Source organism: Clavibacter michiganensis subsp. tessellarius (assembly GCF_021922985.1).
Classification (GTDB): Bacteria; Actinomycetota; Actinomycetes; order Actinomycetales; family Microbacteriaceae; genus Clavibacter; species Clavibacter tessellarius.
The window spans coordinates 1,633,167-1,658,290 of sequence record NZ_CP040788.1 but is presented as its reverse complement, the minus strand read 5'-3'; the positions used below and the strand labels follow the sequence as shown (position 1 = coordinate 1,658,290).

At 72.9% G+C, this 25,124-nt stretch carries 26 protein-coding genes; 18 read left to right on the top strand and 8 right to left on the bottom strand.

The features are described 5' to 3' along the window. Positions 1-42: 42 nt before the first annotated feature. A complete protein-coding gene (locus FGG90_RS07570) occupies positions 43-366 on the bottom strand; it encodes a hypothetical protein (protein ID WP_133065151.1) in 324 nt (107 codons plus the stop codon). Positions 367-456: 90 nt separating this feature from the next. On the opposite strand from FGG90_RS07570, the gene FGG90_RS07565 reads away from it, so the two are divergent. From FGG90_RS07565 to FGG90_RS07555, 3 genes are read left to right on the top strand one after another with little or no spacing between them, the layout of a single operon-like run. Further along, positions 457-804 carry a MerR family transcriptional regulator gene (locus tag FGG90_RS07565; protein ID WP_133065152.1) on the top strand — a complete coding sequence of 116 codons (348 nt, stop codon included), beginning with the start codon at positions 457-459 and terminating at the stop codon, positions 802-804. Between the two features lie 47 nt (positions 805-851). After that, entirely contained in the window at positions 852-1,064 is a 213-nt protein-coding gene (locus FGG90_RS07560) for a helix-turn-helix domain-containing protein (RefSeq protein WP_094128502.1), read from the top strand. Positions 1,065-1,098: 34 nt separating this feature from the next. Beyond that, on the top strand, positions 1,099-1,650 hold the full coding sequence (locus FGG90_RS07555; RefSeq protein WP_094128505.1) for a hypothetical protein: 552 nt from the start codon (positions 1,099-1,101) through the stop codon (positions 1,648-1,650). 270 nt (positions 1,651-1,920) lie between these two features. Here FGG90_RS07555 and FGG90_RS07550 read toward each other — a convergent pair whose 3' ends face one another. Next, on the bottom strand, positions 1,921-2,916 hold the full coding sequence (locus FGG90_RS07550; RefSeq protein ID WP_094128508.1) for an acyltransferase family protein: 996 nt from the start codon (positions 2,914-2,916) through the stop codon (positions 1,921-1,923). Further along, on the bottom strand, positions 2,917-3,069 hold the full coding sequence (locus FGG90_RS07545) for a hypothetical protein (protein ID WP_165771388.1): 153 nt from the start codon (positions 3,067-3,069) through the stop codon (positions 2,917-2,919). It lies immediately after the preceding gene. Positions 3,070-3,289: 220 nt separating this feature from the next. Here FGG90_RS07545 and FGG90_RS07540 point away from each other — a divergent pair, with 220 nt between their 5' ends. The 6 genes from FGG90_RS07540 (at position 3,290) to FGG90_RS07515 (ending at position 10,998) form a co-directional block, all read left to right on the top strand. Next, positions 3,290-4,486, top strand: a complete 1,197-nt coding sequence (locus FGG90_RS07540; protein WP_094128511.1) for a PP2C family protein-serine/threonine phosphatase — start codon at positions 3,290-3,292, stop codon at positions 4,484-4,486. Positions 4,487-4,524: 38 nt separating this feature from the next. Then, on the top strand, positions 4,525-6,477 hold the full coding sequence (locus FGG90_RS07535; protein ID WP_094131454.1) for a glycosyltransferase family 2 protein: 1,953 nt from the start codon (positions 4,525-4,527) through the stop codon (positions 6,475-6,477). Continuing rightward, positions 6,474-6,812 (top strand): STAS domain-containing protein, encoded by a 339-nt coding sequence (locus FGG90_RS07530; RefSeq protein WP_063072562.1) that lies wholly within the window; start codon positions 6,474-6,476, stop codon positions 6,810-6,812. The genes FGG90_RS07535 and FGG90_RS07530 overlap by 4 nt, the downstream gene beginning before the upstream one ends. A 4-nt stretch (positions 6,813-6,816) precedes the next feature. Further along, positions 6,817-7,251, top strand: coding sequence for an ATP-binding protein (locus FGG90_RS07525; RefSeq protein ID WP_094131455.1), 435 nt, complete (start codon positions 6,817-6,819; stop codon positions 7,249-7,251). Further along, the gene (gene opgC / locus FGG90_RS07520) at positions 7,251-9,872 is read left to right on the top strand and encodes an OpgC domain-containing protein (RefSeq protein ID WP_237583247.1); all 2,622 of its coding nucleotides are present in this window, start codon (positions 7,251-7,253) and stop codon (positions 9,870-9,872) included. Before FGG90_RS07525 ends, opgC begins: the two co-directional genes overlap by 1 nt. A gap of 184 nt (positions 9,873-10,056) precedes the next feature. Further along, a complete protein-coding gene (locus tag FGG90_RS07515) occupies positions 10,057-10,998 on the top strand; it encodes a ferritin-like domain-containing protein (RefSeq protein WP_094126622.1) in 942 nt (313 codons plus the stop codon). Positions 10,999-11,095: 97 nt separating this feature from the next. Here the strand turns inward: FGG90_RS07515 and FGG90_RS07510 are convergent, their stop codons facing one another. After that, entirely contained in the window at positions 11,096-12,535 is a 1,440-nt protein-coding gene (locus FGG90_RS07510) for an amino acid permease (protein WP_094128517.1), read from the bottom strand. 129 nt (positions 12,536-12,664) lie between these two features. Further along, entirely contained in the window at positions 12,665-14,947 is a 2,283-nt protein-coding gene (locus FGG90_RS07505) for a hypothetical protein (RefSeq protein WP_237583246.1), read from the bottom strand. A 202-nt stretch (positions 14,948-15,149) separates the two neighbouring features. Here FGG90_RS07505 and FGG90_RS07500 point away from each other — a divergent pair, with 202 nt between their 5' ends. Together FGG90_RS07500 and FGG90_RS07495 are read left to right on the top strand one after the other, a co-directional pair. Beyond that, the gene (locus FGG90_RS07500) at positions 15,150-16,568 is read left to right on the top strand and encodes a glycoside hydrolase family 1 protein (protein WP_094128523.1); all 1,419 of its coding nucleotides are present in this window, start codon (positions 15,150-15,152) and stop codon (positions 16,566-16,568) included. A gap of 85 nt (positions 16,569-16,653) precedes the next feature. Beyond that, positions 16,654-17,220, top strand: a complete 567-nt coding sequence (locus tag FGG90_RS07495) for a LemA family protein (protein WP_086516286.1) — start codon at positions 16,654-16,656, stop codon at positions 17,218-17,220. Positions 17,221-17,296: 76 nt separating this feature from the next. Here the strand turns inward: FGG90_RS07495 and FGG90_RS07490 are convergent, their stop codons facing one another. After that, positions 17,297-18,526: a winged helix-turn-helix domain-containing protein gene (locus FGG90_RS07490; protein ID WP_094128526.1), complete on the bottom strand. Its 1,230-nt coding sequence runs from the start codon at positions 18,524-18,526 to the stop codon at positions 17,297-17,299. A 107-nt stretch (positions 18,527-18,633) separates the two neighbouring features. On the opposite strand from FGG90_RS07490, the gene FGG90_RS07485 reads away from it, so the two are divergent. Together FGG90_RS07485 and ilvA are read left to right on the top strand one after the other, a co-directional pair. After that, positions 18,634-19,869 (top strand): AI-2E family transporter, encoded by a 1,236-nt coding sequence (locus FGG90_RS07485; RefSeq protein WP_094128529.1) that lies wholly within the window; start codon positions 18,634-18,636, stop codon positions 19,867-19,869. Beyond that, positions 19,866-21,236: a threonine ammonia-lyase gene (gene ilvA, locus FGG90_RS07480; protein ID WP_094128532.1), complete on the top strand. Its 1,371-nt coding sequence runs from the start codon at positions 19,866-19,868 to the stop codon at positions 21,234-21,236. Before FGG90_RS07485 ends, ilvA begins: the two co-directional genes overlap by 4 nt. A gap of 93 nt (positions 21,237-21,329) precedes the next feature. On the opposite strand, the gene greA is transcribed toward ilvA, so the two are convergent. After that, a complete protein-coding gene (gene greA / locus FGG90_RS07475) occupies positions 21,330-21,818 on the bottom strand; it encodes a transcription elongation factor GreA (protein WP_094128535.1) in 489 nt (162 codons plus the stop codon). 60 nt (positions 21,819-21,878) lie between these two features. Beyond that, complete coding sequence (locus FGG90_RS07470) at positions 21,879-22,361, bottom strand: DUF4307 domain-containing protein (RefSeq protein ID WP_094131456.1); 483 nt, start codon at positions 22,359-22,361, stop codon at positions 21,879-21,881. Positions 22,362-22,428: 67 nt separating this feature from the next. On the opposite strand from FGG90_RS07470, the gene mca reads away from it, so the two are divergent. The 5 genes from mca to FGG90_RS07445 all read left to right on the top strand — a co-directional run bounded on the left by mca (position 22,429) and on the right by FGG90_RS07445 (position 25,097). Continuing rightward, positions 22,429-23,328, top strand: a complete 900-nt coding sequence (gene mca / locus FGG90_RS07465; RefSeq protein WP_237583244.1) for a mycothiol conjugate amidase Mca — start codon at positions 22,429-22,431, stop codon at positions 23,326-23,328. Continuing rightward, positions 23,328-23,663, top strand: coding sequence for a hypothetical protein (locus tag FGG90_RS07460; RefSeq protein WP_094128538.1), 336 nt, complete (start codon positions 23,328-23,330; stop codon positions 23,661-23,663). Before mca ends, FGG90_RS07460 begins: the two co-directional genes overlap by 1 nt. 106 nt (positions 23,664-23,769) lie before the next feature. Then, positions 23,770-24,036 carry a hypothetical protein gene (locus FGG90_RS07455; protein WP_063072572.1) on the top strand — a complete coding sequence of 89 codons (267 nt, stop codon included), beginning with the start codon at positions 23,770-23,772 and terminating at the stop codon, positions 24,034-24,036. Positions 24,037-24,202: 166 nt separating this feature from the next. Next, a complete protein-coding gene (locus FGG90_RS07450) occupies positions 24,203-24,484 on the top strand; it encodes a hypothetical protein (protein ID WP_094128541.1) in 282 nt (93 codons plus the stop codon). Between the two features lie 151 nt (positions 24,485-24,635). After that, positions 24,636-25,097 (top strand): hypothetical protein, encoded by a 462-nt coding sequence (locus FGG90_RS07445; protein WP_094128543.1) that lies wholly within the window; start codon positions 24,636-24,638, stop codon positions 25,095-25,097. Positions 25,098-25,124 lie beyond the last annotated feature (27 nt).

The following is a 25,124-nucleotide window of genomic DNA, read 5'->3' as shown; positions in this document are numbered from 1 at the left end:
ACTGGCCGCCGACGTTGCTGCTACCCGGCGCTGCGCGCACTGCTAGTCCCCGCTGTCCCTCGGCTCCCACGGGTCTCCGTTGCGCCACACGCGCCGTGGAGGCGGCAGGGAGTCGCGGTGCTGCAGCCACCACCCGAACGCGGCCTCGGCACTGCTGAAGGGCCCGTGCGAGCCGTCACCAAGGCGCGGGGTGAGGATCCACCCGTCCCAGTCGAGGACGAGGGTCGCGAGGTAGCGGCGGGATGGCCAGTCGGTGGACCGGTCTTCGATGCCCGCGACGCCCGGGGAGGTCAGGTACAGCGCCGGCCCCTGAGGAGCCGCGGGAGGCATCGGGGCGGGGGAGTCCCGGCGCACCTTGTTCGTCATCCCAGGAGGCTACGAAGGAGCGCCGACACCGCCACGGGTGCTGCAGATGTGCACCAACATGGTGCGCCCCGTTTCGGGCACTCTGGCGGGATGTCCGACCTCGAGACCATCATCCAGAAGCTCGTCCGCCAGGAGCTGCAGGAGCAGATGCCCGGCATCATCGCGCGGGCCCTCGACGAGGACCGGCGCGCTCATCGACAGCCCACCGGTGACTCGATCCAGGAGCGTTTAACCGTTGCCGAAGCTGCAGTACAGGCGAAGCGATCTCGGATCACCCTGCACCGAGCGCTCGAAGGGGCGGAGCTCCATGGGACGCAGCGGGCCAAGGGCGGCACGTGGAGGATCCAGCGACAGTGCCTCCTTGCGTGGATGGATGGCGACCCCTGCATCCACAAGCAGAACGTCTCTCCGCTCCGTCCACGACGACCGACGTGCTGACGCACGATCGTTGCGTGAATAGGCCAAGTGGCGCATAGAATCTGCGTATGGAGAAGTCGGAGCTGCTGTCGATGAAGAAGGCGGCGCAGCGGCTGCATCGCACCGAGCGGACGATCCAGCGGTGGATCAACGAGGACGGGATGCGCTTCATCTGGAAGGGCGGCCGGAAGATGATCCGCCTCGACGACCTCCTGCTGCACTATCGGCGCAACCTCCTCGCGAACCCCAGTCGAGGAAGGGCGCCCTCCGCCACTCGGTAGAAGGCGCCCGTCGCGGCACCAGTACCGTCGACCCATGAACGCTGACTGGATCCCTCTGGCCTGGGACCTCATCAAGGAGGTCGCGATCCCGGTGGCCGCGATCTTGATTCCGACGCGTCTGGCTGTCCGAATCGCGCGGGAGGAGCGAGAGGCGGCTGCATCGGCGCGCCTGGCCGAGAAGGTCGGCGACGAGCAGGAGGAGGCGGAGCGGCGACGGGAGACAGGCGCGCTGTCCTCCATGCAGGTCATGGACGGTCTCGTCCGTGCGGCCTTCGAGGTCGATGATCGTCGCAGAGACGAGATCTTGATCCTCGGTCGTCCTCTGATTACGTCCCTCACGCTCAGCCTGCAAGCGGAGCACGCCGCCGTTTGGGGCTATGTCACCGAGGAGATCAACACTGTCCTTGGCGGGGTTCGAGACCGGGTAGGCCACCAGCCGCGACATGCGCAGCAGATCAACGATCGCTCCTCGCGATTCACGATTGTGATGATCGAGTGGCTGCAGGGTGACAGGCCAGATGTCTGGTTTCGGCGGCACGTGTCGGTTCCCCTCGAGGAGACCCCGCACAGCGCAGCCGGGCTCTGAACCAGTGGGCAATACCCCCGCGCGAGCTCTGGTTATCGCATCCGCCCGTGCCCACGATTTGCCCACACTTCTCCGCAGCGGCCCCTGATTCGACCCGATCGGGATGACCGTGCTTCGCTGTGATGACGCGGGTGAAGGGCTCGACGCACGCACTCGCGGGGGCGGGAGTGGAGTTCGAGTCCCTGCGGGGGCACTCCAGAGCCGGCACCCGGCAGCCGGCAGCCCGGCAGCCCGGCACCCGGCCAGCCCGACGCTATCGTCGCGTGCGGGCTACGGCCGTGCCGTCACGCTCCGGGCACGACGCGCGATCAGCGACCGCACCGCCTTCCGCGCCGGCTCCTCGACGAGGTGGTAGCAGGCCGCCCCGACGACCACCACGATCGCGTAGTGACCGACCAGGACGGCCAGCTTGACGCCGGTCCCGGCGTCCGCGAACCGCCCGACGGGCAGCAGCACGCCGAGCACCATCAGGACGATGAAGTGCGTCATGTACACGGAGTAGGAGACGCGGCCTCCCCAGAGGAGCAGGCGGGAGCCGAGGATACGGCCGACTGGGCCCGTGGCGCCGGCGCAGGCGAGGACGAACAGGGCGATGACGGGCAGCGTCACCAGGGGCTGCGTGCCCTCGACGCCGACGAAGGCGAGCGCGACGCCGAGCACGACGACGCTGACGACGGCGACCGCATCCCAGCCCCGCCCCGACCGGCGCTCGCCGAGCCAGCGCCAGCCCGCGTAGAGGCAGCAGCCCGCGGTGAACTCGAACGCGATCCGGAGCCAGATGAGGAGGAAGCCCGTCGGCGAGTCGATGACGAGCGCACCCGCGGCGAGCATGGCCGCGGCGCCCACCACGACCAGGAGCCCGGCCGCCACGAAGCCCGCCGTGGCCGTGCGGAGCCGCACGAGGCCCACGGCGACGAGCGGGAACGCGAGGTAGGCCGCGAACTCCGCGGAGATCGACCACGCGGGGCCGTTCCACGCCGGCAGGTCGAACACGGCCTGCGCGTTCAGGAGGTTGGCCGCGAACGAGAGCGGCGTGTACGTCCCGTCGGCGGAGAGCGCGACGCCGAGCGTGCGCGCTCCGAGGACCAGCACGAGCATGGCGAGCAGCGTGACGAGGTGGACGGGGTAGATGCGGGCGAAGCGCAGCTCGAGGAAGGCGCGGTAGCCGGACCAGGACGGCGTCGCGAACCGGTCGGCGTAGTTGTAGGCGATGATGAAGCCGCTCAGGACGAAGAAGACCTCGACCCCGAGGAACCCGGAGCGCACCTACGGGCCGATGGCGTCCTCCGTCGCGGGGAAGAGCCCGTAGAGCACGAGCCGGAAGTGCTCCACGACCACCCACCCGGCCGCGAGGGCGCGGATCCCCGTCAGCCCGGTCAGCTCCTGGCGGCGCGATCCGATGCCCGCGGTGCTCGTCATCCGTGCAGCCTCGCACACGGTCGGCCTCCGTCCGAGGGGGCGCGGTCGATCCGACCCGCCGGCGTCGGCCCCTCGCACGTCGACCCGCCACTGGGACGACCACCTATCTCGACGCCGAGCGGCCACTGAGGTCGTACGCGATACGTCCGTGCACGTATTGTTGAGGAACCCGCTGAGTCGGGTGCCGTGGACGGGGGTCCATGTCGGCGAAGGGGCGGGGATGACTCTGATCGAGGACGCGCGGGCACTCGCCGCGCAGCGTGCCGTCGAGGCGCTCGGACTGCTCGACGGGCCGCCCGAGGAGCGCTTCGACCGCGTCACGCGGCTCGCGCGCACGGCGTTCGACGTGCCGCTGTCGACCATCGGCCTCGCCGACCACGACCGGATGTGGTTCGCGTCCTGCGCGGGCGCCGAGCTCTCCGAGACGCCCATCAGCACCGTCTTCTGCGACACGACCGTGCGCGAGGAGCGCGTGCTCGTGGTCGAGGACGCGCAGGAGCACCCCGTGTTCCGCCACCTGCCGACCGTCGCGGGGGAGCCGCACATCCGCTTCTACGCCGGGCACCCGCTGCGGGACTCCGAGGGCGTCGTCATCGGCACGTTCTGCATCTACGACGTCCGTCCGCGGCCGTTCGACGCCGCGCAGCTCGTGCTCTTCGCCGAGCTCGCGGAGTGGGCGCAGCGCGAGGTGGTCGCGAGCGCCGAGATGGAGCGCGCCCACGCGGTGCAGTCCGCGCTGCTGCCCGAGGCCGAGGTGCAGCTGCCCGGATACGAGATCGCCGCGGTGTGCGTGCCCGCCCAGGTGGTCGGCGGCGACTTCTACGACTACGAGCGCACCCCGTCGGGCCTGCGCTTCTCCATCGCCGACGTGATGGGCAAGGGCACGGGCGCGGCCATCCTCACCGCCACCGTGCGCGCCGTCCTCCGCGGCATCGCCGCCACCGCCGACCGCTTCGGCGCCGGCGTGCTGGAGGACACGGGCCTCATAGTGACCGACGCGGCACGCTCCCTCGAGGCCGACCTCGAGCGCACGAGCTCGTTCGTCACCCTGCAGCACGGGCACCTCGACCAGGCGTCGGGCCTCCTCCGCTACGCGGACGCGGGGCACGGCCTGACGATCGTCGTGCACCCGGACGGCTCGGTGACGCACCTCGGCACGACCGACATGCCGGTCGGGATCGTGCCCGAGCACCAGTGGGAGGAGCGCCATGCGGTGCTCGGCCACGGCGACACGTTCGTGACCTTCAGCGACGGCCTGTTCGACATGTTCGGCGGCAGCACGCCCGCCTTCGAGCTGATCGGGGCGCTCGTGCGCGAGTCGGGCGGCGTGGACGCGCTCATCGAGCGGGTGCGGATCCTCGCCTCGGCCGGCACACCGCTCGACGACGTGACCGTCCTCGCGGTGAGGCGGGCGTGAGCACCACGACGGCGACGCGTCGCCCGCGCACGCAGCGCATGACGGTGCGCTTCGCCATCATCCGGATCCTCGCCGTCGTCACCGCGATCCTCGGCCTCAACTACATCGTCTGGCGGCTCCTGTTCTCCGTGAACCCGGAGGCGCTCTGGATCGCCATCCCGCTCGTGATGGCCGAGACCTACAGCCTCATCGACTCGCTGCTGTTCGGCCTCACCATGTGGCGCGCCCGCGACCGCCCCAAGCCGCCCGTGCCGGGGCCCGGCCTCACCGTCGACGTGTTCATCGCGACGTACAACGAGCCGCTCGACCTCGTGATGGAGACCGCGCGCGCCGCCCAGCGCATCCGCTACCCGCACAAGACGTGGGTGCTCGACGACGGCAACCGCACGGAGCTGCGCGACCTGGCGGAGGCCGAGGGCATCGGCTGGATCACGCGCTCGGCCGACTGGTCGGGTCGCGCCCGGCACGCGAAGGCCGGCAACCTCAACAACGCGCTGCTGACCACCGAGGGCGAGTTCATGCTCATCCTCGACGCCGACCAGGTGCCGGAGCCCGAGATCCTCGACCGCACGCTCGGCTACTTCGACGACCGGCGGATGGCGCTCGTGCAGACGCCGCAGGTGTTCGTGAACGTGCCGGACTCGGATCCGCTCGGCAGCCAGGCGCCCCTGTTCTACGGCCCGATCCAGCAGGGCAAGGACGGCTGGAACGCCGCGTTCTTCTGCGGCTCCAACGCGATCCTCCGCCGCGAGGCCCTGATGCTCCTCGGCGTCTCGCGCTACGTGACCGACACCGAGATCAGCGTGTTCCGCGCGCTCCGCACCGCGGGCGACGTGCTCGACAAGGCGCGCCTCGAGCTCGAGCCCGACCAGGTCGACCTCCGCAAGGCGCTCGACGACGTGGCCTACGACGTGCGCCGCGCGCGTGCCGAGCTCCGCCGCGGCCAGCGCCTCGCCGACGTGACGTACCGGTTCCAGAAGCGCGTCGACTCGATCGCGGCGCGCATGGTGCAGGACGACATGTCAGCGCTCAAGGCCGACCTGGCGGAGATCGCCGCGCTCGCCGGCCGGCACTCGGCCGACCGCGATGCCGTCTCGCTCGTCGACGACAGCGCGATGACCCGCCTGGCGCAGCGCGACTGGTCGCCGCTCGGGGCGCTCGACGCGGTGCGCGCGATCATCCGCGACATCGACGTGCACCGCGACGACGACGCGCAGTCGATCATGCCGCTCGCCACCATCTCCGTCACCGAGGACATGGCCACCTGCATGCGCCTGCACGGCCTCGGCTGGAAGTCGGCGTACCACGACGAGGTCCTCGCCTACGGACTCGCGCCGGAGGACCTGCCGACCATGCTCACGCAGCGGCTCCGCTGGGCGCAGGGCACGATCCAGGTGTTCTTCCGCGAGAACCCGCTGCTGCAGAAGGCGCTCTCCATCCCGCAGCGGCTCATGTACTTCGCCACCATGTGGAGCTACTTCTCCGGATTCACGGCGCTCGTCTACGTGGCGGCGCCCATCATCTACCTCGTCTTCGGCGTGCTCCCCGTGCAGGCGCTGTCGACCGACTTCTTCAGCCGGCTGATCCCGTTCCTCCTCGTGAACCAGCTGCTGTTCGCGGTGGTCGGCCGCGGCAAGCGCACCTGGCGCGGGCAGCAGTACTCGCTCGCGCTCTTCCCGGTGTGGATCTCCTCGGTCACCACCGCGGTCGCCAACGTGTTCTTCCGCAAGCCCCTCGACTTCGCCGTGACGCCCAAGGTGCGCGCCGAGAGCGGCAAGCCGCGGTGGGACCTCGTGAAGCCGCAGCTCTACGTGATCGGCGCGCTCATCGTCGCGTCGGCGATCGGCATCCTGCGCCTCGCGATCGGGCAGGCGACGCCGCTCGGCACGTTCACCAACCTCGCCTGGGTCGTCTTCGACCTGGCGATCTTCAGCATCATCATCCGTGCGGCCCGCTACCGGGGCTTCACGCCGGCCAAGGAGGACGCATGATCGACATCGCAGTGGCAGAGCAGGGCACGGAGGTCAGCGTCGTGACGCCCACCGGGCGCCTCAACATGGTGTCGGCCCGTCAGCTCACCACCGTCGTGACCGAGGTCATCGACGGCGGGCGCCCCTTCGTCGTGGTCGACCTCGGCAGCACCGAGTTCATGGACTCCTCCGGGCTCGGCGCCCTCGTCTCGGGCCTCAAGCGCGCCCGGCAGGCGGGCGGCGACCTCCGGCTGGCGCGCCCGAACGCGCAGGTCAGGGCGGTGCTCGAGCTGACCAACCTGAACCGCGTCCTGACGGTGCACGACGCCCCCGAGGGCGTGTTCGGTGACCGGTGACGACATGACCCACCACGCGCCGCCGGTGCGCGCCAACGTCACGCTCCCCGCGGTGGACGAGAGCCTCGCCGCGGTGCACGCCGTGATCTCCGCGGTCTGGGACCAGGCGTACGACGTCAGCGAGATGGAGCGGATGCTCTTCGAGACGGCCGTGGTCGAGATCGCGGGCAACGTGGTGGAGCACGGCGTCGCGGTGGGGGAGCGCGCGGGGTACCCCGTGACCTTCACCATGACGGTGATCTGCCAGCACGACCGCATCGTCGCGCTCTTCGAGGACGACGGCCAGCCCGCCGTCGTCGACCTCACGCAGGTGTCCATGCCCGACGACCTCAGCGAGAGCGGCCGTGGCCTCGCGCTCGCGCAGGCGGTCCTCGACGACCTCACGTACGAGCGCACGGACGGCAGCAACCGCTGGCGGCTGGTCAGGCTCCGCGGCTGATGCGCGGCGTCGGGGGACGGGACCGGGCGCGCGGGGGCGCGCCCGCCCGGGGCAGGATCCGCGGCTGGGCCGCGGCGATGGTCGCGCTCGCGATCGCCGTCGTGCCCGCGACGGCGGCGCTCGCCGCGCCGCAGCCTACCGCGACGGCGCCCGCCGCACCGGTCGACGACGTCGACCTCACGCGCGGCCCGGCCGCGCCGTGGTTCGGCGGCATCATCGACTGGACGGCGGACGACGCGCAGAGCTACGCCGACCGCCTCGGCGCCACCCCGGCGGTGCTCGGCCAGTCGGTGCGCTACCCGCTCGGATCCGACGACGTCACCTACCTCGACCAGTTCGCCCAGCAGGCCGCCCAGCAGGGCTCGCTCCTCTTCCTCACGCTCGAGCCGACCGTGCCGCTCGCCGAGCTCACGGCGGCGGACGCCACCGCCCTCACCGACCGGCTCGACGCGCTCCGCGAGCGGTACGACTCCCGCGCGCTCGTGCGGTTCGCCCCCGAGATGAACGGCTCGTGGACCCCCTGGGGCCAGCAGCCGTCTGCGTACGTCGCCGCCTTCCGCCAGGTCGCCGACGCCGTCCACGCCTCCGACGCGGGCGCGGTCACCGTGTGGTCGCCCGCGTACGCGGCCGGCTACCCGTTCGGATCCGCCGACGGGCTCACCGACGCCTCCGGCACCCGGTCCATCGCCGAGCTCGACACCGACGGGAACGGCCGCGTCGACGTGGACGACGACGCCTACCGCCCGTACTACCCGGGCGACGAGGCCGTCGACTGGGTGGGCCTCTCCGCGTCCCACTTCGGATCGGAGCAGGACTTCACGGTCGGGCAGCCCACCGAGGACTACCTGGGCAGCCAGGTGATCCCGCAGCAGGAGTTCGGCAAGAACGTCGTGCCCGAGGAGGGCAAGTTCGCGCGCGAGCTCGCGGGGCGGTACGGGTACGCCGACGACAGCGGCGCCGGGCGCGACTTCGCGGCCGAGTGGATCGAGGGCACCGGCAAGCCGGCCGTCATCGAGACGGGCGCCCTCTACGACCCGGCCCGCACCGATGGGGCCTCCGAGATCGACATCAAGAGCGCCTGGTGGGACCAGGTGCTCTCCGCCGACATCCGCGCCGCGCACCCGGGCATCGGCATGGTGGTCTGGCGCGAGGTGCAGCGCACCGAGGCCGAGGCCCAGGGCGTCGTCATCGACTGGCGGGCCACCGGCGACGCGACGGTCGCGTCCGCCCTGCTCGCCCACCTGGATCCCGCCACCGCGACGCTCGGCCCCGTCACGCAGGTCTTCGACCAGGAGCGCGCGAACGTCGCGACCGCGCAGTACCGCGATCCGGGATCGCCCGAGGACGAGCAGATGGGCTGGATCGTGCTGTGCGCGGTCGTGCTCCTCCTCCTCTTCGTGATCTCGGGTCCCATCGGCCGCCTCAAGCCCGGCTGGCGCTACCCGGACGAGAACTCGCCCCGCGACCGCCGCCTCGACCTCTTCCGCGGCTGGACCATCGTGGCCGTGGTCATCACCCACATCGAGGTCGCGAGCCCGTACTCGTACGTGACGATCAACGCGATCGGCGCCATCACGGGCGCCGAGATGTTCGTGCTGCTCTCCGGCCTCGTGCTCGGCATGGTCTACCCGATGGCCGTGAAGAGGTTCGGCGAGCTGAAGGCGCTCGTCTCGATCCTGCGGCGCGCCTTCAAGCAGTACATCGTGGCGATCGCCGTGGTCGTCATCGTGTTCGCGCTCACGTTCGTGCCGTTCCTCGACACCGACGTGATCACGACCTTCACCGACCGCGGCACGGGCGCCGACGGCAAGGTCACCACGGGCCAGGTCTACGACCTCTACCCCAACGGCGCGCGCCTGCTCGACTACCCGCCGCCCTGGTACGCGATCCGCGACCTGCTGCTCCTGCGCATGGGCCCGTGGGTGTTCAACATCATGGGCCTGTTCGTGGTGCTGACCCTGCTCGTCCCCGCGATCGTGTGGCTGCTCCGCCGCCGCATGTGGTGGGTCGTGCTCATCGTCAGCTGGACCGCGTACGTGCTCAACGCCCAGTTCGACATCCGCGTGCTGCCGTCGATGTTCGAGGACGTCTTCCCCCTGCTCACGTGGCAGGTGGCGTTCCTCAACGGCATGGTGATCGGCTACTACCGCCGGCAGATCACGCGCGCCCTCACGGGACGGCTGGGGCGCGTCCTCGTGTCGATCCTCGTGGTGGCGTACGTGGGCGCCCTCGCCGTGCTGTGGGCCGGGCACACGTACGGCGTCACCATCCCGGGCGTCCCCGACGGCCTCTACTCGTCGCTGTACGAGTCCATGTACCAGCGCACGTTCCTCCAGCCGGGCCGGCTCCTCGACCTCGGGCTGATGCTCGTGGTGGCGTACACGTTCCTCACCCGGGTGTGGAAGCCCGTCGACCGCGCGTTCGGCTGGTTCTACACGCCGCTCGGATCCGCGAGCCTCTACGTGTTCATCGTCCACGTGTTCTTCGTGCTGATCGTCGGCAGCCTGCCGTTCCTCGACAGGTCGAATCCCTGGCAGGGGGCAGTGGTCCACACGCTCGTGCTGGCGGCGATCTGGTTCATGGTCACGCGGAAGGTGCTCTTCAAGGTCATCCCCACCTGATCGGCGCGGGTCGGATCCGCATGGATCCGACCCAAACCGCATCGAGCCCGGTTCCGAAGGTTGGGTGACATTCGGCGAAACAACGCCTCGCGCCCCTTCCCGGATGCCGACCACCCGTTTAGCGTTCGAACCACCACGCGCCGGTATCTGGGATACGGACGCGACGATCAAGGGAGCTCCATCCATGTTCGACAAGAAGTTCATCACCCAGGCCATCGACAAGAGCGCGCAGTCGCCGCTGGACCGTCGCCGCTTCTTCACCGCCGCGGGCGTCGCGGGACTCGGCGTCGGTGCCGCGGCCCTGATCCCCGCGACCGGCGCCCAGGCGGCCGACGCGCAGGCCGAGGCCGACGCCGGTGCCGTCACCGACGCCGCAGTCCTCAACTTCGCGCTGAACCTCGAGTACCTCGAGGCGGAGTTCTACCTCCGCGCGTCGACCGGCAACGGGCTGGTCCCGAACGACATCTCCGGCGTCGGCACGGCGGGTGGCGTGACCGGTGGTCGTCAGGTGCAGTTCAAGGACCGGGCGATCCGCGAGTACGCGCGCGAGATCGCGCAGGACGAGAAGGCGCACGTGAAGTTCCTGCGCGCAGCGCTCGGGTCGGCGAAGGTCGCGCGTCCCGCGATCGACCTCGACGCCGCGTTCTCCGCCGCCGCGACCGCGGCGGGCCTGATCCAGCCGGGGCAGAAGTTCGACGCGTTCGCGTCGGACGAGAACTTCCTGCTCGCGTCGTTCGTGTTCGAGGACGTCGGAGTCACCGCCTACAAGGGCGCAGCCCCGCTGATCACGAACAAGACGTACCTCGAGGCGGCCGCCGGCATCCTCGCGGTCGAGGCGTACCACGCCGGGATCATCCGCACCTCGCTGTACGCGCGGGGCCTGGCCGCGCCGACCAACGCGATCTCCAACGCCCGCGACTCCCTGGACGGGTCCTCGGACCTGGACCAGGGCATCACGATCAACGGCGGCGCGAACCTGGTCCCGACGGACGCGAACGCGATCGCGTTCAGCCGCACGACCGGCCAGGTCCTGAACATCGTGTACCTGAACAACAAGGCCGTGACGAAGGGCGGGTTCTACCCCAACGGCGTCAACGGCGGGATCAACACCAGCGGCGCGAACTAGCCCGCAGGCGAGACACAGCAGGGGCGCCGCCCACCTCTCGAGGTGGGCGGCGCCCCTGTCGTCGTCCGGGCGGATGCGCCGCCGCGGGCGCCGGCCGTCAGCGCCGGTTGCGCGGGCTGTCCGGCGCGAGCACCGAGTTGCGGCGCGAGTAGGTGAGGTAGATCACGAGCCCGATGACGAGCCACACCGCGAAGCGCACCCACGTCTCCCACGGCAGCGACGAGACGAGCCACAGCGAGAAGCCGATCCCGATGATCGGCACCACCGGCATCAGCGGCAGCCGGAACGTCCGCGGGATCTCCGGCCGCCTGTAGCGGAGCACGATCACGGCCGCGCACACCACCACGAACGCGAGCAGGATGCCGATGTTCGTGAGCTCCGCCACCACCGTGATCGGCAGGAAGCCCGCGAACAGGGCCGAGCCGATGCCGATGATCCACGTCACGCGCGTGGGCACGTTCCGCTTCCGGTCGGTGACCGCGAACCACTTGGGCAGCAGCCCGTCGCGGCTCATGGAGAACCACACGCGGCTGGCGCCGAGCATGAAGGTGAGCATCACGGTGACGACGCTGACGATCGCGCCCACCGCCACCACGTTCGCCACCGCGGGGAGGCCGACCGACTCGAACGCCGTCGCGAAGCCGCTCTTCGGGTCGATCTCGCGGTAGCGCTGCATGCCGGTCAGCACGATCGTGGCGAGCACGTAGAGCACCATCGCGATGCCGAGCGACAGCAGGATCGCCTTCGGCATGTGCTTGGTCGCGTCCTTCGACTCCTCGGCCGCGGTGCTCATGGCGTCGTACCCGAACACCGCGAAGAACACGGTCGCGGCGCCCGTGAAGACGCCGGCCGCGCCGAACGGGAAGTACGGCTGGTAGTTCGCGCCGGTGATCTGCGTGAAGCCGATGACCACGATCACCAGCACGAGCGCCACCTTGAGCCCCACGAGGTACAGCTCGAAGCGGCCGACGCTCTTCATGCCGCGCGTGAGGACGAAGGCGGTGCCGAGGCAGAGGATCACGGCGAACAGGTCGACGACGTGGCCCTCGCCCGTGCCGGCGGCGCCGAGCATCCAGGCGGGCAGGTCGACCCCCACGTGGTCGAGCAGGAAGCCCGCGTACCCCGAGACGCCGATGGCGACCACCCCCACGATGGCGGTGTACTCGAGCAGCAGGTCCCAGCCGATGAACCAGCCGACGATCTCGCCGAGGGCCGCGTAGCCGTAGGTGTACGCGGATCCGGCCCGGGGGATCATGCCGGCGAACTCGGCGTACGAGAGCGCGGCGGCCGCGCTCGCGATGCCGGCGATGAGGAACGAGATGAGGACCGCGGGGCCCGCGGTCTGGTTGGCGACCGTGCCCGCGAGCGTGAAGATGCCCGTGCCGATGATGCCGCCCACGCCGATGGCGGTGAGCTGCCACAGGCCGAGCGAGCGGGTGAGGCCGCCCTCCTCGGCGGCGCCCGGCTCGGCCTCGATGGCCTCCACCGGCTTCCGTCTCGTCAGGGCCGTCCAGAACGACGTGCTGGCTGCGCTCATGCTCCACTCCTGTCGGGTCGCCCACCGGGGGATCGCGCCGTCGGCGGTGACGGCGCATCCCAGTGTGGACCCGGCTCCGCGCCCGCACCAGGCGCGGCGTGGCAGCGGGACGGGAGGGGCGGCGCGCTGCTAGGAGCGGACGGAGGGCTCGACCACGCGGATCCAGAGCCAGACCGCCACGCTGACCGCGGCGAAGGCGGCGGCGATGACGAGGGCGGTGATCCAGAGGCCGGCGTCGACACCGCGCGCGGTGGTGGCGACGGCCGCGAACCCGAGCGTGAGGACGGCGACGCTCACGACGGCCCAGAGGGGGAGGGAGCGCAGGAGCAGCGACCGGCCGAGCACCAGCGACACCGGCGCGAGGGCGAGGGCGGCCGAGCTGAGGGAGGCGAGCGTCATGACGCTGAGGAGCTCGTTCGCGGTCTGCGGCCACATCCCGCCGCCGGCGGGCACGAGCCCGTACAGGATCCACGACACGAGCCCCAGGGTCGCGAGCGAGCCCGACTGCACGAGCGCGAGGCGGGCGCGCGACCGGTCGTCGCGGTCGTCGGCCACGAGCCCGAGCACCTGGCCGAGGACGACGGGCGGGGCGAGGCCGAGCACGCGGGAGAGGAGCACGGCCGTGACGGAGAGCACGAGCAGCGCGGGCACGGCGCGGACCCGCGCGGGGGCGGCGCCGACGCGACCGGCGACGGACGCGACCGCTACCACCCCCACGCCGTTGACGACGGCGAGGCCCACCAGGGCGGCGAGGAAGAGGCGCACCGCGTTGGGGTCGGATCCGACGGGCAGCGACAGCGACGCCAGCGCGGCGGCGAGCACGAGCGCGGCGGCCGCGGCGCCCCAGCGTCCGGCGCGACCGGGCTCGCGCGGCGGGCGGGCGCCGAGCAGCGTGGGCTCGGGCAGGCGCCGGGCCGGGATCGGGATGGGCGCGGAGTCGAGTCGGCCGCCCACCACGAGCAGCTGACCCGTGGTGGCGGTGGAGTCGGTGAAGGCCGCGGCGGCCGCGCGCGTCGTGAGCGTGCCGGCGTCGCCCCGCGGCACGATGCGCAGCGGCGTCACGTCCTCGGCCGAGCGGTGCCGCCCGCCGAAGCGCGAGATGAGCGCGCCGCGGACCAGCAGCGCCGGCAGCGCGACGAGCAGGACGGCGCCGAGCGCGAGCAGGAGCGGTAGGAGGCCGCGCCCGTCGGTGAACGCGGAGGGGAGCGGCTGCAGGGAGGTGCCGAAGCGCGTGGGGGCGTTCCAGGTGCCGGGCGCCGCGGCGGCGGGCGGGCCGCCGGATCCGGGCTGGGCGTCGGGGGAGGGGTCGGCGCCGGGAGCGGATCCGCCGCCCGCGCCGCCGCCGGTCCCGGGCGTCGGGGAGGCGGCCGCGCCGTCGGGCGATGCGGTGGCACGCGGGGTCGGCGAGGCGCCGGGCGTCGGCGAGGCGCTGGGGGAGGGCGTGCCGGCCGGCGCGACGACGGTGACGCGCACCTCGGACGCCAGCGTGCTGATGTTGCCGAGCGGATCCGTGACGGTCGCCGTGATCCCGAGCGGCCCGGGCGGCAGCGTCCCCGTCGCGCACGACCAGGCGCCGCCGACCACCTGGGCCGCGCACGCCGAGTCTCCGTACCCGCTGAGGTAGGCGCGCACCGTGGCGCCGTCCTCGTCGGCCGTGCCGGAGATGGTGATGCCCGTGGCGTCCACGGTCGCGCCGGCCGCGGGCGCCGTGATCACCGCGGCGCCGGGGGCGGTCGTGTCGAAGCTGCCCGAGCCGCGGCCGACCGCGGGGGTGCCGGTGCTCCACGGCGTGCTCTGGGTGGCGGTGACGGGGATGCCGGTGCCCGAGGGCGGGGGCGGCGCGAGGAGGCAGGCCCACGTGCTCGAGGAGCCGACGGTGGCGCGGCAGGCGGCGGATCCGGAGCGCGCGTCGACGGTCGCGCCCGGGAAGCCGGTGCCGCTGACCAGCCCGGTGGTGACCACGGAGAAGCTGTTCACGCCGGGGGCGCGCAGCACGGACGCGGTGGTGGTCGCCTCCTGCCCGCCCGAGGTGACGCGCACGGGGCTCTGCCCGTCGGGGACGCCGGTCGAGGTGGCGCGCCAGGTCGTGGCGGTGGGGAGCGTGACCGCGGCGGGCACGCTCGCGATGGTGACCTGCACGTCCTGGCCGGACGGTCGCGTGCCCGTCACCGCGATGGAGCCGTCGGTCGAGAACGCGGGGGTCTGGACCGTCGGCGCAGGGAGCGGCGCGCCGGAGGGGACCGGGCTCGGGGTCGGCGTCGTGTCGTCGGTGACGGCGGCGGCGGCGGTCGCGCCGCCCGCGGCCAGCGCGGCGACGAGGACCAGCAGGGCGGCGACGCGGGCCAGCGGCTCGAGGGCCGGACGCGTCGCTGCGGGGGTCTCGCGGGATCGCCGGACACCGCCCCCGTCCATTCCCGTGGAGGGGCGTCCCTCGATCCTCGCCCGATACCGCACCGTGCACCCATTCACGCGGGATCGCGGGACCGTGTCAACCGCCCGCACCGACCGTGACGCAAGTGGTACGCGAAGCTGGACGCGCGGTCCGTGCGCCTCGGACCCCGGGTGGACGCGGGCTCCGTCGGGCGCGGCCGACCGCGTGCCCGATACTGACGGGGTGCCCCGACCCGACGCCGTCCCCGACCGCCCCACGCCCGACGAGCTGGCCGGCCTCCTCGCGGGCGGTCCGCGCATCGGCGTCGCCACGAGCGCGCCCAAGGTCGAGGGCCGCGCGCACGAGGGCGGCCGCACCGAGTCGGTCTGGGACGCGTTCGCCCGGCGCAGCGGAGCCGTCGCGGGCGGCGGCGATCCCGAGCGCGGCGCCGACCACGTCGCCCGGATGCCCGAGGACGTGGCGCTCGCGGCCGAGCTCGGCGTGGACGTGCTCTCCTTCTCGATCTCGTGGTCGCGCATCCAGCCCGAGGCGCGCGGCGGCCTCCGGCGCGAGGGCATCGCGTTCTACGACGAGCTCGTCGACGCGCTGCTCGCCGCGGGGATCCGACCCCAGGCCGCGCTGCACGACCACGACCTGCCCGTCGAGCTGCAGGACCGCGGCGGCTGGCTGCACCGCGACACCGCCCTCCGCTTCGGCGACCTCGCGTACCTGGTGGCGGAGGCGCTCGCGGACCGCGTGCCCGACTGGACCACCCTGCGCACGCCCGCGCTCACCACGATGGGCGGCCACGTCACGGGCACGCACGCGCCCGGATCCCGCCTCGGCCTCGACGCCCTCCCGACCGTGCACCACCAGCTGCTCGCGCACGGCCTCGCCGCGGAGGCGATCCGCGGCTCGCGCTCCTCGGCCCGCATCGGCATCGTGGACGCCCACCGCGTCGTCGAGGCCGCCTCCGCGGACGACGACGACCAGGCGGCCGCGGTCGCCGCCCGGGCCCTGCACCAGGACCTCTTCGCCGACGCCGTGCTCCTCGGCCGGTACCCCGACCTCGACGGCCCGCACGCCGAGGCCTTCGCGCGCCTGACGCGCGTCGACCCGGGCGACCTCCGTACCATCGCGCAGCCGCTCGACCTCTACGGCGTGGAGCTGGCCGACCCGATCCGCGTGGCCGCCGTCCCGCGCCTCGTCGCCGGATCCGCCGCCCTGCCCTTCGTCGAGCTGCCGTGGACGGATCACCCCGCCTCCCTCGACGGGCACCCGGTCGCGCCCGACCTCGTCCCCGTCGTGCTCGCCGACCTCCGCGCGCGCTACGGCGACGCCCTGCCGCCCGTCGTGCTGTCCGGCCTCGACGCCGCGCACCCCGAGCAGGTCGACGACCGCGACGGCACCCGGCGCGACCCGCGGCGCGCGCACGCGATCTCCGACCACCTCGTGCAGGCGCTCGCCGCCGTCGCCGCCGGCGGCCCCGCGGCGGGCGTGCGGCTCGAGGCGGTCATCGCCGGCAGCCTGCTCGACGGCTTCGAGTGGGAGGCCGGGCACACCGCGCCGCGCGGCCTCGTGCGCGTGGATCCGCGCACCTCCGACCGCACGCCCCGCACCTCGTACCTCTTCCTCCGGGACACCCTGCGCGCCCGCGGCTGACGGCCGGTCCGCCGACGCCCCCAATACGGGTGCGCAGGCGGCTCCCACGGAGGTCGCGCACAGCCCCGCGCGTAGACTCCCGAGCATGGAATTGTGGATCGCGCTCGGAGTCGTCGTGCTCCTGGCAGTGCTCGTCGGCATCTACCTCTGGGCCACCTACAACGCCCTCGTGACCCTGAACGTGCGGGTCGACGAGGCGTGGAGCGACATCACCGTCCAGCTCAAGAGGCGCGCCGACCTGCTGCCCACCATCATCGACTCCGTCAAGGGCTACGCGACGCACGAGCGGCAGGTGTTCGAGTCCGTCGCGTCCGCGCGCACCGAGACCATCAGCGCCGGCAACCCGAGCGAGGCCAGCCTCGCGGAGGAGCACCTGCAGGGCGCGATGAAGTCGCTCTTCGCGGTGGCCGAGGCGTACCCGCAGCTGCAGACGAGCCAGACGTTCCTCCAGCTGCAGGGCGAGCTCGTCGACACCGAGGACCGGATCCAGGCCTCGCGCCGCTTCTACAACGGCGGTGTCCGGGAGCTCAACACCAAGATCACGCAGTTCCCCAACACGCTCTTCGTGCGCGGGCTGGGCTTCGGCGAGCGGGACTTCTACGAGGTCTCGAGCCTCGCGTCCATCGCCGAGCCGCCGCGCGTGCAGTTCTAGCGGGCCGCGCCCGCACCCTCACCTCGACCGACGCCGGACGCCCGGCGCCGGACCGGCCGTCGGGTCCGTCGCCGTCTCAGCCGACGGGCGTCGCGGCGATGCCCGGCAGGTGCGCCCGCAGAGCCGGCGCCAGCGTGCCCCGGTCGACCACGCCCACCTCCCCGAGCCCCTGCCATGCGGCGGCGCGCTCCAGGAGGGGCGCGATCCGCTCGGCGACGACCCCGGGATCGTGGCGTCCCTCGATCCACGACGCCTGCACGCGCAGCACGCCCGCCTGCCGGTCGCTCTTGAGGTCGACCCGGGCCACGATCTCGTCGTCGACCAGCACCGGCAGCACGTAGTAGCCGTGCACCCGCTGCGCCTGGGGCGTGTAGATCTCGATCCGGTAGTGCAGGTCGAAGAGGCGGAGCGCCCGCTCGCGGAACCACACGACGGGGTCGAAGGGCGAGAGCAGCGCCTCGGCGCGGATCCGCCGCGGCAGCCGCGCGTCGCGGTGCAGCCACACGGGCAGCGGCTTCCCGCGGCCCTCCCAGCCGGGCACCGTGACGGGCAGCACGTCGCCCGCGTCGGCGAGGTCGACGAGCGCGCGGTCGGTGGCCGCGCGCGAGAGCCGGAAGTAGTCGCCGAGGTCGGCCGCCGTGCCGATGCCGTGCGCGACGGCGGCCCGGCGGACGAGCTCGCGCACGGCGTCCTCCTCCGGCACGTGCCGCTCGCGGACGGCGGCGGGGAGCACGTCCTCCGCGAGGCCGTAGACGCGCTCGAAGCCGCGTCGGCCGGCGCTCGCGATCTCGCCCCACGCGAACATGGCCTCCAGCGCGCGCTTCACGTCGGACCACCCCCACCAGGGCCCGGTCCGCACGTTGGCCTCGTGCTCGATCGCGCTCGCGGGGACCGGGCCGGTGCGGCCGAGCTCGGCGCGCACCTCGGCCAGCAGCGGCGCGTGCTCGCGCGCCCAGGATCCTGGCCGCATCCGCCGCTCGCGCTCCGCCGCCATCCGCCAGCCGTACAGCGGCAGGTCGCCCACCGGGAGGACAGCGGCCTGGTGCGCCCAGTACTCCGTCAAGGCCCCGCCGCCGCCGAACAGCATCCGGTCGAGCACGGCCCGGTCGTACGGGCCGACGCGCGCGAGCATCGGCAGGTGGTGGCTGCGCTCGAAGACGTTGACCGAGTCGATCTGCAGCAGCTCCAGGCGCCGCACCTCGGCGGCGAGGCGGCGCGTGCCCGGGGCGGACGGATGCGGCCGGCCGAGCCCCTGCGCGGCCAGGGCCACGCGGCGGGCGAGCGCGGGGGAGACGGTGTCGGGCATGCGCCGACGCTACCGGCGGCCCCCGACGGAGGCCGTCCGCACCCGCGCGGCTGGCCGCGCGCCGCGCCCCGCACGGCCGCACCGGAGCCCCGTCCTAGACTCCCAGCATGATCTTCGGCCAGCGATCCCGCGCGCGCGCCGCGGCTGCCGCCCGCGCGGCCGAGCCCCGCGTCGAGCCCGACATCGACACCGTCCAGCCCGTCGCGCGCACCGTCGCCGAGACCGTCCCGCCCGGCATGGTCATCGCCGGCGCGTGGGCGTGGCGCCTGCTGCTCATCCTCGGCGTCCTCGGGGTCGTCGCCTGGCTCGTGATCCAGCTCGAGTACGTGGTCATCCCGCTGTTCCTCGCCATCGTGCTCGCGGCCCTCCTCGTGCCCATCTCGAACTGGATGCAGCGCCACCGCGTCCCGAAGTGGCTCGCCGTCGCCATCTCCGAGATCGGGGTCATCGTCGCGGTGGCGGCGCTCGTGTACCTCGTGACCACGCAGATCATCGGCCAGTACGACTCCATCCGCGCCCAGACGCTGACGCGCTACGCGGACGTGCGCGGCTTCCTCACCGACGGCCCGCTCCAGCTCTCCGAGGCGCAGCTCACCGACGCCTACCAGCAGGCGGTCGACGCGATCCAGCGCGACGCGGGCGTGCTCGTGAGCGGCGCGCTGTCGGTCACGTCGTCGCTCGGGCACGTGCTCACGGGCGTGCTGCTCGTGCTGTTCTCCACCCTCTTCATCCTCATCGACGGCGCGGGCATGTGGCGCTGGGTCGTGCGGCTGTTCCCGCGGCTCGCGCGCCCCGCGGTCGACGGCGCCGGTCGCGCGGGCTGGACCACGCTGCAGAACTTCGTGAAGGTGCAGGTGCTCGTGGCGCTCATCGACGCGGTCGGCATCGCGGGCGGGGCCGCCATCATCGGGGTGCCGCTCGCGATCCCCATCGGCGTGCTGGTGTTCCTCGGCTCGTTCATCCCCATCGTCGGCGCGGTCGTCACGGGCACGCTCGCCGTGTTCGTCGCGCTCGTCTACAACGGGCTGACGCAGGCGCTCATCATGATCGCCATCGTGCTCATCGTGCAGCAGGTCGAGGGGCACGTCCTCCAGCCGCTCATCATGGGCTCGGTCGTCAAGGTCCACCCGCTCGCCGTCGTCCTCTCCGTCGCCGCGGGCGGCATGGTCGGCGGCATCGCCGGCACCTTCTTCGCCGTGCCGCTGGTCGCCACGCTCAACTCGATGGTCAAGCACGTCGCGAGCGGGGCCTGGCGCGGCACCCCCGAGCCGCCGCCGCCCACGGTCCCCGCCGACGCCTCGCACGCCACCCGCCGTCCGAACCCCAGGGAGCGCACCTCATGACCGACGCCGCCACCGCCGCATCCGACGCCCGTCCCGCCGCCGTGCCCGCCGACGGCCCGGTGCTCCGCGCCGTCGGCGACGAGGTCGACCCGTCGCAGCTGGGGGAGGAGACGGCGGCGCTCGCCGGGGAGCTGCCCCGCGGATCCGCGCCCACGCTCGCCCGCATCGAGGCGGCCCGCGAGGTGGTCAGCCGCGTCGCGGACGTGACGCCCATGGAGTCGTCGCGGTTCCTCGCCGAGATCCTCGGCAGCCCCGTGCACCTCAAGTGCGAGAACCTCCAGCGCACCGGGTCGTACAAGATCCGCGGCGCCTACAACCGCATCTCGCGCCTCACCGACGAGGAGAAGGCGCGCGGCGTCGTGGCGGCGTCGGCCGGCAACCACGCGCAGGGCGTCGCCTTCGCGGCCCGCGAGCTCGGCATCCGGGCCACGATCTTCATGCCCGTCGGCGTCGCGCTGCCGAAGCTCCAGGCGACCCGGCAGTACGGGGCCGAGGTGGTGCTCCGCGGCCACAGCGTCGCCGAGCCCCTGCGCGCGGCCGCCGAGTTCGCCGCGCAGACGGGCGCGGTGCTCATCCCGCCGTTCGACCACGAAGACGTCATCACCGGGCAGGCCACGCTCGGCCTCGAGATCCTCGACCAGACCCCCGACGTCGAGACGGTCGTCGTGCCCATCGGCGGCGGCGGGCTCATCTCCGGCGTCGCGACCGCGCTCAAGCTGCGCGCCGTCGAGGAGGGCCGCACGATCCGCGTGGTCGGCGTCCAGGCGCGCAACGCCGCCGCCTACCCGCCGTCCCTCGCCGCCGGGCGCGCGACCGAGATCGAGATCACGCCCACGATCGCCGACGGCATCGCGGTCGCGAAGCCGGGGCTGCTCAACTTCGACATCATCCGGGAGAGCGTCGACGAGGTCGTCACGGTCGAGGACGACGACACGGCCCGCGCCCTGCTGCTGCTGCTCGAGCGCGCGAAGCTCGTGGTCGAGCCCGCCGGCGCGGTGGGCGTCGCCGCGATCCTCGCGGGCCTCGTGCAGGACGCCGGCCGCACCGTCGTCATCCTCTCCGGCGGCAACATCGACCCGCTCATGATGGAGCGCGTCATCAGCCGCGGCCTCGCCGCCTCCGACCGCTACGTGAAGCTGCGGATCATGCTGCCCGACCGCCCGGGTCAGCTCGCCCGCACGTCCCAGATCATCTCCGAGGCCAACGCGAACGTCGTCGAGGTGCTGCACACGCGGCACGGCCGGGGCCTGCAGATCAGCGAGGTCGAGCTCGAGGTGAGCGTGGAGACCCGCGGCCGCGAGCACACGGCCGAGGTCGTCCAGCGCCTCCGCGACGCGGGCTACGACCCGCGCCTCCAGCGCGACTGACGCCGGGCGCGCGCCCGGCGGAGGAGCCCGGCACGAGGAGAGGGGACGCGGACCGTGCGGTCCGCGTCCCCTCTCGTCGTCGTGCGCGCCGGGCTACGGCGTGTAGTTCTCCACGGCCTGGATCTCGACGGGGATCTCGCGGCCGTTCGGCGCGACGTACGTGCCCTTCCGCCCGACCTCCCAGCCGATGATGGCGGCGCCCAGCGGCGACTGCTCGCTGTAGACGTCGAGGTCGCTGTCGCCCGCGATCTCGCGGTTGCCGAGCAGGAACTTGGTCTCATCGCCGGCGATGAGCGCGGTGACGACCGTGCCGGGCTCCACGACGCCGTGGCTCTCCGGGGCGTCGCCCACCTCGGCCGTGCGGAGCAGCTGCGTGAGCTGGCGGATGCGGGCCTCGATCTTGCCCTGCTCCTCCTTGGCCGCGTGGTAGCCGCCGTTCTCCTTGAGGTCGCCCTCCTCGCGGGCGATCTCGATCTTCTTCGCGATCTCCTCGCGGCCCTGCACGCTGAGGGTGTCGAGCTCCCTGCTGAGGCGGTCGAACGCCTCCTGGGTCAGCCAGGTGACTGCCTGCTCCTGCGCCACGATGGACTCCTTGCACTCGCACGGACGCCCCGACGGATCCGTCGAGGCGAATCCCCCACTCTAGGCGGGCCAGCAGCTGTGGATCAACCCGGTGACGGCCTGGCCGGTGGTGCGCAGTCGCACCGTCTCGGTGCGCTCGACGCCGTCCTGCGCGGGCAGCTCGACGACCTTCCAGCCGACGATGGAGCGCTGCTCGTCCTGCGCCTGGACCGCGCACCAGGCCTCCTGGCCGGCGGGCATGACGACGGAGAAGGTGACGTCGATGGTGCGCGCGTCGACGACGTCGAAGGCGCGGTCGGTGGCGTCGATGGATCCGGACGCCTGGTCGAGCCCGGCCCACAGCACCCACGCGCCGAACACGAGCGCGACGAGCCCGCCGGCCGTGCCGTAGAGCCAGCGCTGGCGGATGCGCGCGGGCCGCGTGCGGCCGTACCGCTCGTCGAGCGCGGCGGTCGAGACGGGGGCGGGCACGCGGTGCTCGACGGTCTCGTCGTCGTCCGCCAGGGGGCCCGTGGATGCGGGGGAGCGGGACTCGGTCGTCACGGCGATCTCCTCCACACGCACCTTGTACTCTGGGGGTCAAGACTACATTCCCCACCCTTGGAGCCCCGTGACCCTGCGCCTCATGGCCGTGCATGCCCACCCCGACGACGAGTCGAGCAAGGGCGCCGCCACCTACACCCGCTACACGCAGGAGGGCGCCGAGGTCATGGTCGTCAGCTGCACGGGCGGCGAGGCGGGCGACATCCTCAACGAGGGGCTCGCGGAGCGCGCGATGGCCGAGCGCGACCTGCCGGGCCTCCGCCGCATCGAGATGGCGCGCGCGCAGGCCGTCATGGGCGTGCAGCACCGCTGGCTCGGCTACGTCGACTCGGGCATGGCGCGCGAGGACGGCTCCCTGCCGCCCGCGTCCTTCGCGAGCATCCCGGTGGAGGTCTCCGCCGAGCCGCTCATCCGCCTGGTCCGCGCCTTCCGCCCGCACGTGCTGGTGGCGTACGACGAGAACGGCGGCTACCCGCACCCCGACCACATCCAGGCGCACGTCGTGGCCATGGAGGCCTGGCGCGAGTCGGGCGTCGCGGGCTCGTACCCCGACGCGGGCGAGCCGTGGGAGGTCCGGAAGCTCTACTTCGACCGGATCTTCAACGGCACCAAGATCCGCGCCGTGCGCGAGCACCTGGTCGCCTCCGACGCCGGCCCCGAGATGCTCGAGGCCGTCGACGAGATGCTCGGCTGGATGGGCGACCGCCCCGACCTCTCCACCACGCGCGTGCACGTCGCCGACCACTTCGAGGCCCGCGACCGCGCGCTCCTGTCGCACGCGAGCCAGGTCGCCCCCGACAGCACGTTCTTCCGCTGGCCGCGCGACCTCCAGCAGCGCGCCTGGCCCTTCGAGGACTTCCAGCTCGTCGAGTCGCGCGTGCCGGTGCCGGAGCCCGAGGACGACCTGTTCGCCGGCATCGCGGACGACGACGCGGCCGCCGTCGCCGACCGGACGGCGCGCGCCTGATGGGCGGGGACCTGCTCCTCCGCGTGGCCGTCGCCGCCACGACCCCGAGCCCCACGCCAACCGCCGAGTTCAACCCGGACACGGTCTCGCCCGGCCCCGTCGGCTTCATCGCGATCTTCTTCGTGGCCGTCATGGTGCTGCTGCTCATGGTCGACATGACCCGTCGGATCCGCCGCACGCGCTACCGCGAGGAGATCCGCGGTCGGCTCGAGGCGGAGAAGCTCGAGGCCGACCTCGCCCGCGACTCCGCGCCCGAGCGGGACCTCCGGACGACGGACCCCGACGGCGACGACCCCGCGGATCCGGATGCTCCCGCGGGTCCGCCGCGCGGCTGAACGACGCCCCTGCCGGGTGGCGGGTCCGCCCCCGCGCTGTGGACGCCCGTCGGCCCGCCTGGGCCTCGGACCCGTATTCTCGTGACCCCCACGAGAACGGAGTCCCATGGACACGACATCCTCCACGCCCTCGGGCCGATCCCCGCTTCGCCCCGTCCGGGCCGCATCCGTCACGGCCCTCGCCGCGATCGCGCTCTCCGCCACGGTCGGCCTCGGCATCGCCCACGCATCCGCCGCAGCGACCGCGTCCGCGGCTCCGGATGGGGTCAACGTCAGCGCCATGGGCCACAACCACAGCCAGCCCGAGCCGCATCCCGAGTACGAATGGGCGCCCCCGAGGAGCACCTGGGGCCACCGCGACCTCCACGGCTGATGGCGACCGGCTGATCACCCGTCCGACGGCCGGCGTCCCCATGCGGGGCGCCGGCCGTCGCTCGTCCGCCCGCCTCGCGCACAGACCCGTCCGCGTGCTGTGCACGCTCGACGACCCGCGGCCCGTCGGGTCCGTAGTCTCCTGGTCCCCACGAGAACGGAGTTCCATGAACACGTCATCCACCACGACCCTGGGCCGATCCCCGCTGCGTCCCGTCCGCGCCGCATCCATCACGGCCCTCGCCGCGATCGCGTTCTCCGCAACGGTCGGCCTGGGCATCGCGCACGCATCCGCGTCCGCCTCCGCGACCGCCTCCGCGACCGCCGCCTCGGACGGAGCCAGCGTCATCGCCATGGGACACAACCACAGCCCGGCTGACCCGGGTTTCGACGGCTCGGGACTGCCCTCGGTCGGGGGCTGGATCCGCAACCACCACGGGCACGGGTGATCAGCGGCTGAGCCGCCCGCCCACGGCCGGCGTCCCCATCCGAGGGGCGCCGGCCGTCGCTCGCGCGCTGGCTCGCCACCCGGGCGCCCCGGCCGTCACCTCCCCTGGTTCCCACATCCCATCGTCCGCACGACATAGGAGACACACCCACATGACCCTCGAATCCCCCTCGACCACCTCGCCTCGACGGTTCCGCATGGCGGGTGCCCTCGCCGCCTCGCTCGCGATCGCCCTCGCGGCCGGTATCGGTGCTGCGCCGGCATCCGCCCAGACGCTCGAGCAATCGGCGGCGACGGTCCCGTATGTCCGAGTCCAGCTCCAGACGCACTGGACCCCGCGCGGCGCCAACGTCAGGTCGATCAGGATCCATGGCCTCCCCGGCTTCCCCGACTCGACCTTCAACCAGTGCTACTCGATGGGCGCCTACGTCCCCGGGATCGATGCCTGGCCCTACATCAAGGTCGACGTGCCCCAGGGTCCGTACAAGATCACCAGCTACACCGGCCCGTGGTGCGGCGAGGCCTTCAAGACGAAGCGCGGCGTCGGGTTGATGTACACGGACTACCGCAACTGGATGGTCAGCTCGGACGACCAGCCGACTCCACGCGGCTGATCGGCGCGCCGGCCAGCGTCCCCCGTC

Excerpts from the sequence above, each read along its gene's own strand:
- FGG90_RS07570 (WP_133065151.1), bottom strand. The coding sequence starts at position 366 with ATGACGAACAAGGTGCGCCGGGACTCCCCCGCCCCGATGCCTCCCGCG.
- FGG90_RS07565 (WP_133065152.1), top strand. The coding sequence starts at position 457 with ATGTCCGACCTCGAGACCATCATCCAGAAGCTCGTCCGCCAGGAGCTG.
- FGG90_RS07560 (WP_094128502.1), top strand. The coding sequence starts at position 852 with ATGGAGAAGTCGGAGCTGCTGTCGATGAAGAAGGCGGCGCAGCGGCTG.
- FGG90_RS07555 (WP_094128505.1), top strand. The coding sequence starts at position 1,099 with ATGAACGCTGACTGGATCCCTCTGGCCTGGGACCTCATCAAGGAGGTC.
- FGG90_RS07545 (WP_165771388.1), bottom strand. The coding sequence starts at position 3,069 with ATGACGAGCACCGCGGGCATCGGATCGCGCCGCCAGGAGCTGACCGGG.
- FGG90_RS07540 (WP_094128511.1), top strand. The coding sequence starts at position 3,290 with ATGACTCTGATCGAGGACGCGCGGGCACTCGCCGCGCAGCGTGCCGTC.
- FGG90_RS07535 (WP_094131454.1), top strand. The coding sequence starts at position 4,525 with ATGACGGTGCGCTTCGCCATCATCCGGATCCTCGCCGTCGTCACCGCG.
- FGG90_RS07530 (WP_063072562.1), top strand. The coding sequence starts at position 6,474 with ATGATCGACATCGCAGTGGCAGAGCAGGGCACGGAGGTCAGCGTCGTG.
- FGG90_RS07525 (WP_094131455.1), top strand. The coding sequence starts at position 6,817 with ATGACCCACCACGCGCCGCCGGTGCGCGCCAACGTCACGCTCCCCGCG.
- opgC (WP_237583247.1), top strand. The coding sequence starts at position 7,251 with ATGCGCGGCGTCGGGGGACGGGACCGGGCGCGCGGGGGCGCGCCCGCC.
- FGG90_RS07515 (WP_094126622.1), top strand. The coding sequence starts at position 10,057 with ATGTTCGACAAGAAGTTCATCACCCAGGCCATCGACAAGAGCGCGCAG.
- FGG90_RS07510 (WP_094128517.1), bottom strand. The coding sequence starts at position 12,535 with ATGAGCGCAGCCAGCACGTCGTTCTGGACGGCCCTGACGAGACGGAAG.
- FGG90_RS07505 (WP_237583246.1), bottom strand. The coding sequence starts at position 14,947 with ATGGACGGGGGCGGTGTCCGGCGATCCCGCGAGACCCCCGCAGCGACG.
- FGG90_RS07495 (WP_086516286.1), top strand. The coding sequence starts at position 16,654 with ATGGAATTGTGGATCGCGCTCGGAGTCGTCGTGCTCCTGGCAGTGCTC.
- FGG90_RS07490 (WP_094128526.1), bottom strand. The coding sequence starts at position 18,526 with ATGCCCGACACCGTCTCCCCCGCGCTCGCCCGCCGCGTGGCCCTGGCC.
- FGG90_RS07485 (WP_094128529.1), top strand. The coding sequence starts at position 18,634 with ATGATCTTCGGCCAGCGATCCCGCGCGCGCGCCGCGGCTGCCGCCCGC.
- ilvA (WP_094128532.1), top strand. The coding sequence starts at position 19,866 with ATGACCGACGCCGCCACCGCCGCATCCGACGCCCGTCCCGCCGCCGTG.
- FGG90_RS07460 (WP_094128538.1), top strand. The coding sequence starts at position 23,328 with ATGGGCGGGGACCTGCTCCTCCGCGTGGCCGTCGCCGCCACGACCCCG.
- FGG90_RS07455 (WP_063072572.1), top strand. The coding sequence starts at position 23,770 with ATGGACACGACATCCTCCACGCCCTCGGGCCGATCCCCGCTTCGCCCC.
- FGG90_RS07450 (WP_094128541.1), top strand. The coding sequence starts at position 24,203 with ATGAACACGTCATCCACCACGACCCTGGGCCGATCCCCGCTGCGTCCC.
- FGG90_RS07445 (WP_094128543.1), top strand. The coding sequence starts at position 24,636 with ATGACCCTCGAATCCCCCTCGACCACCTCGCCTCGACGGTTCCGCATG.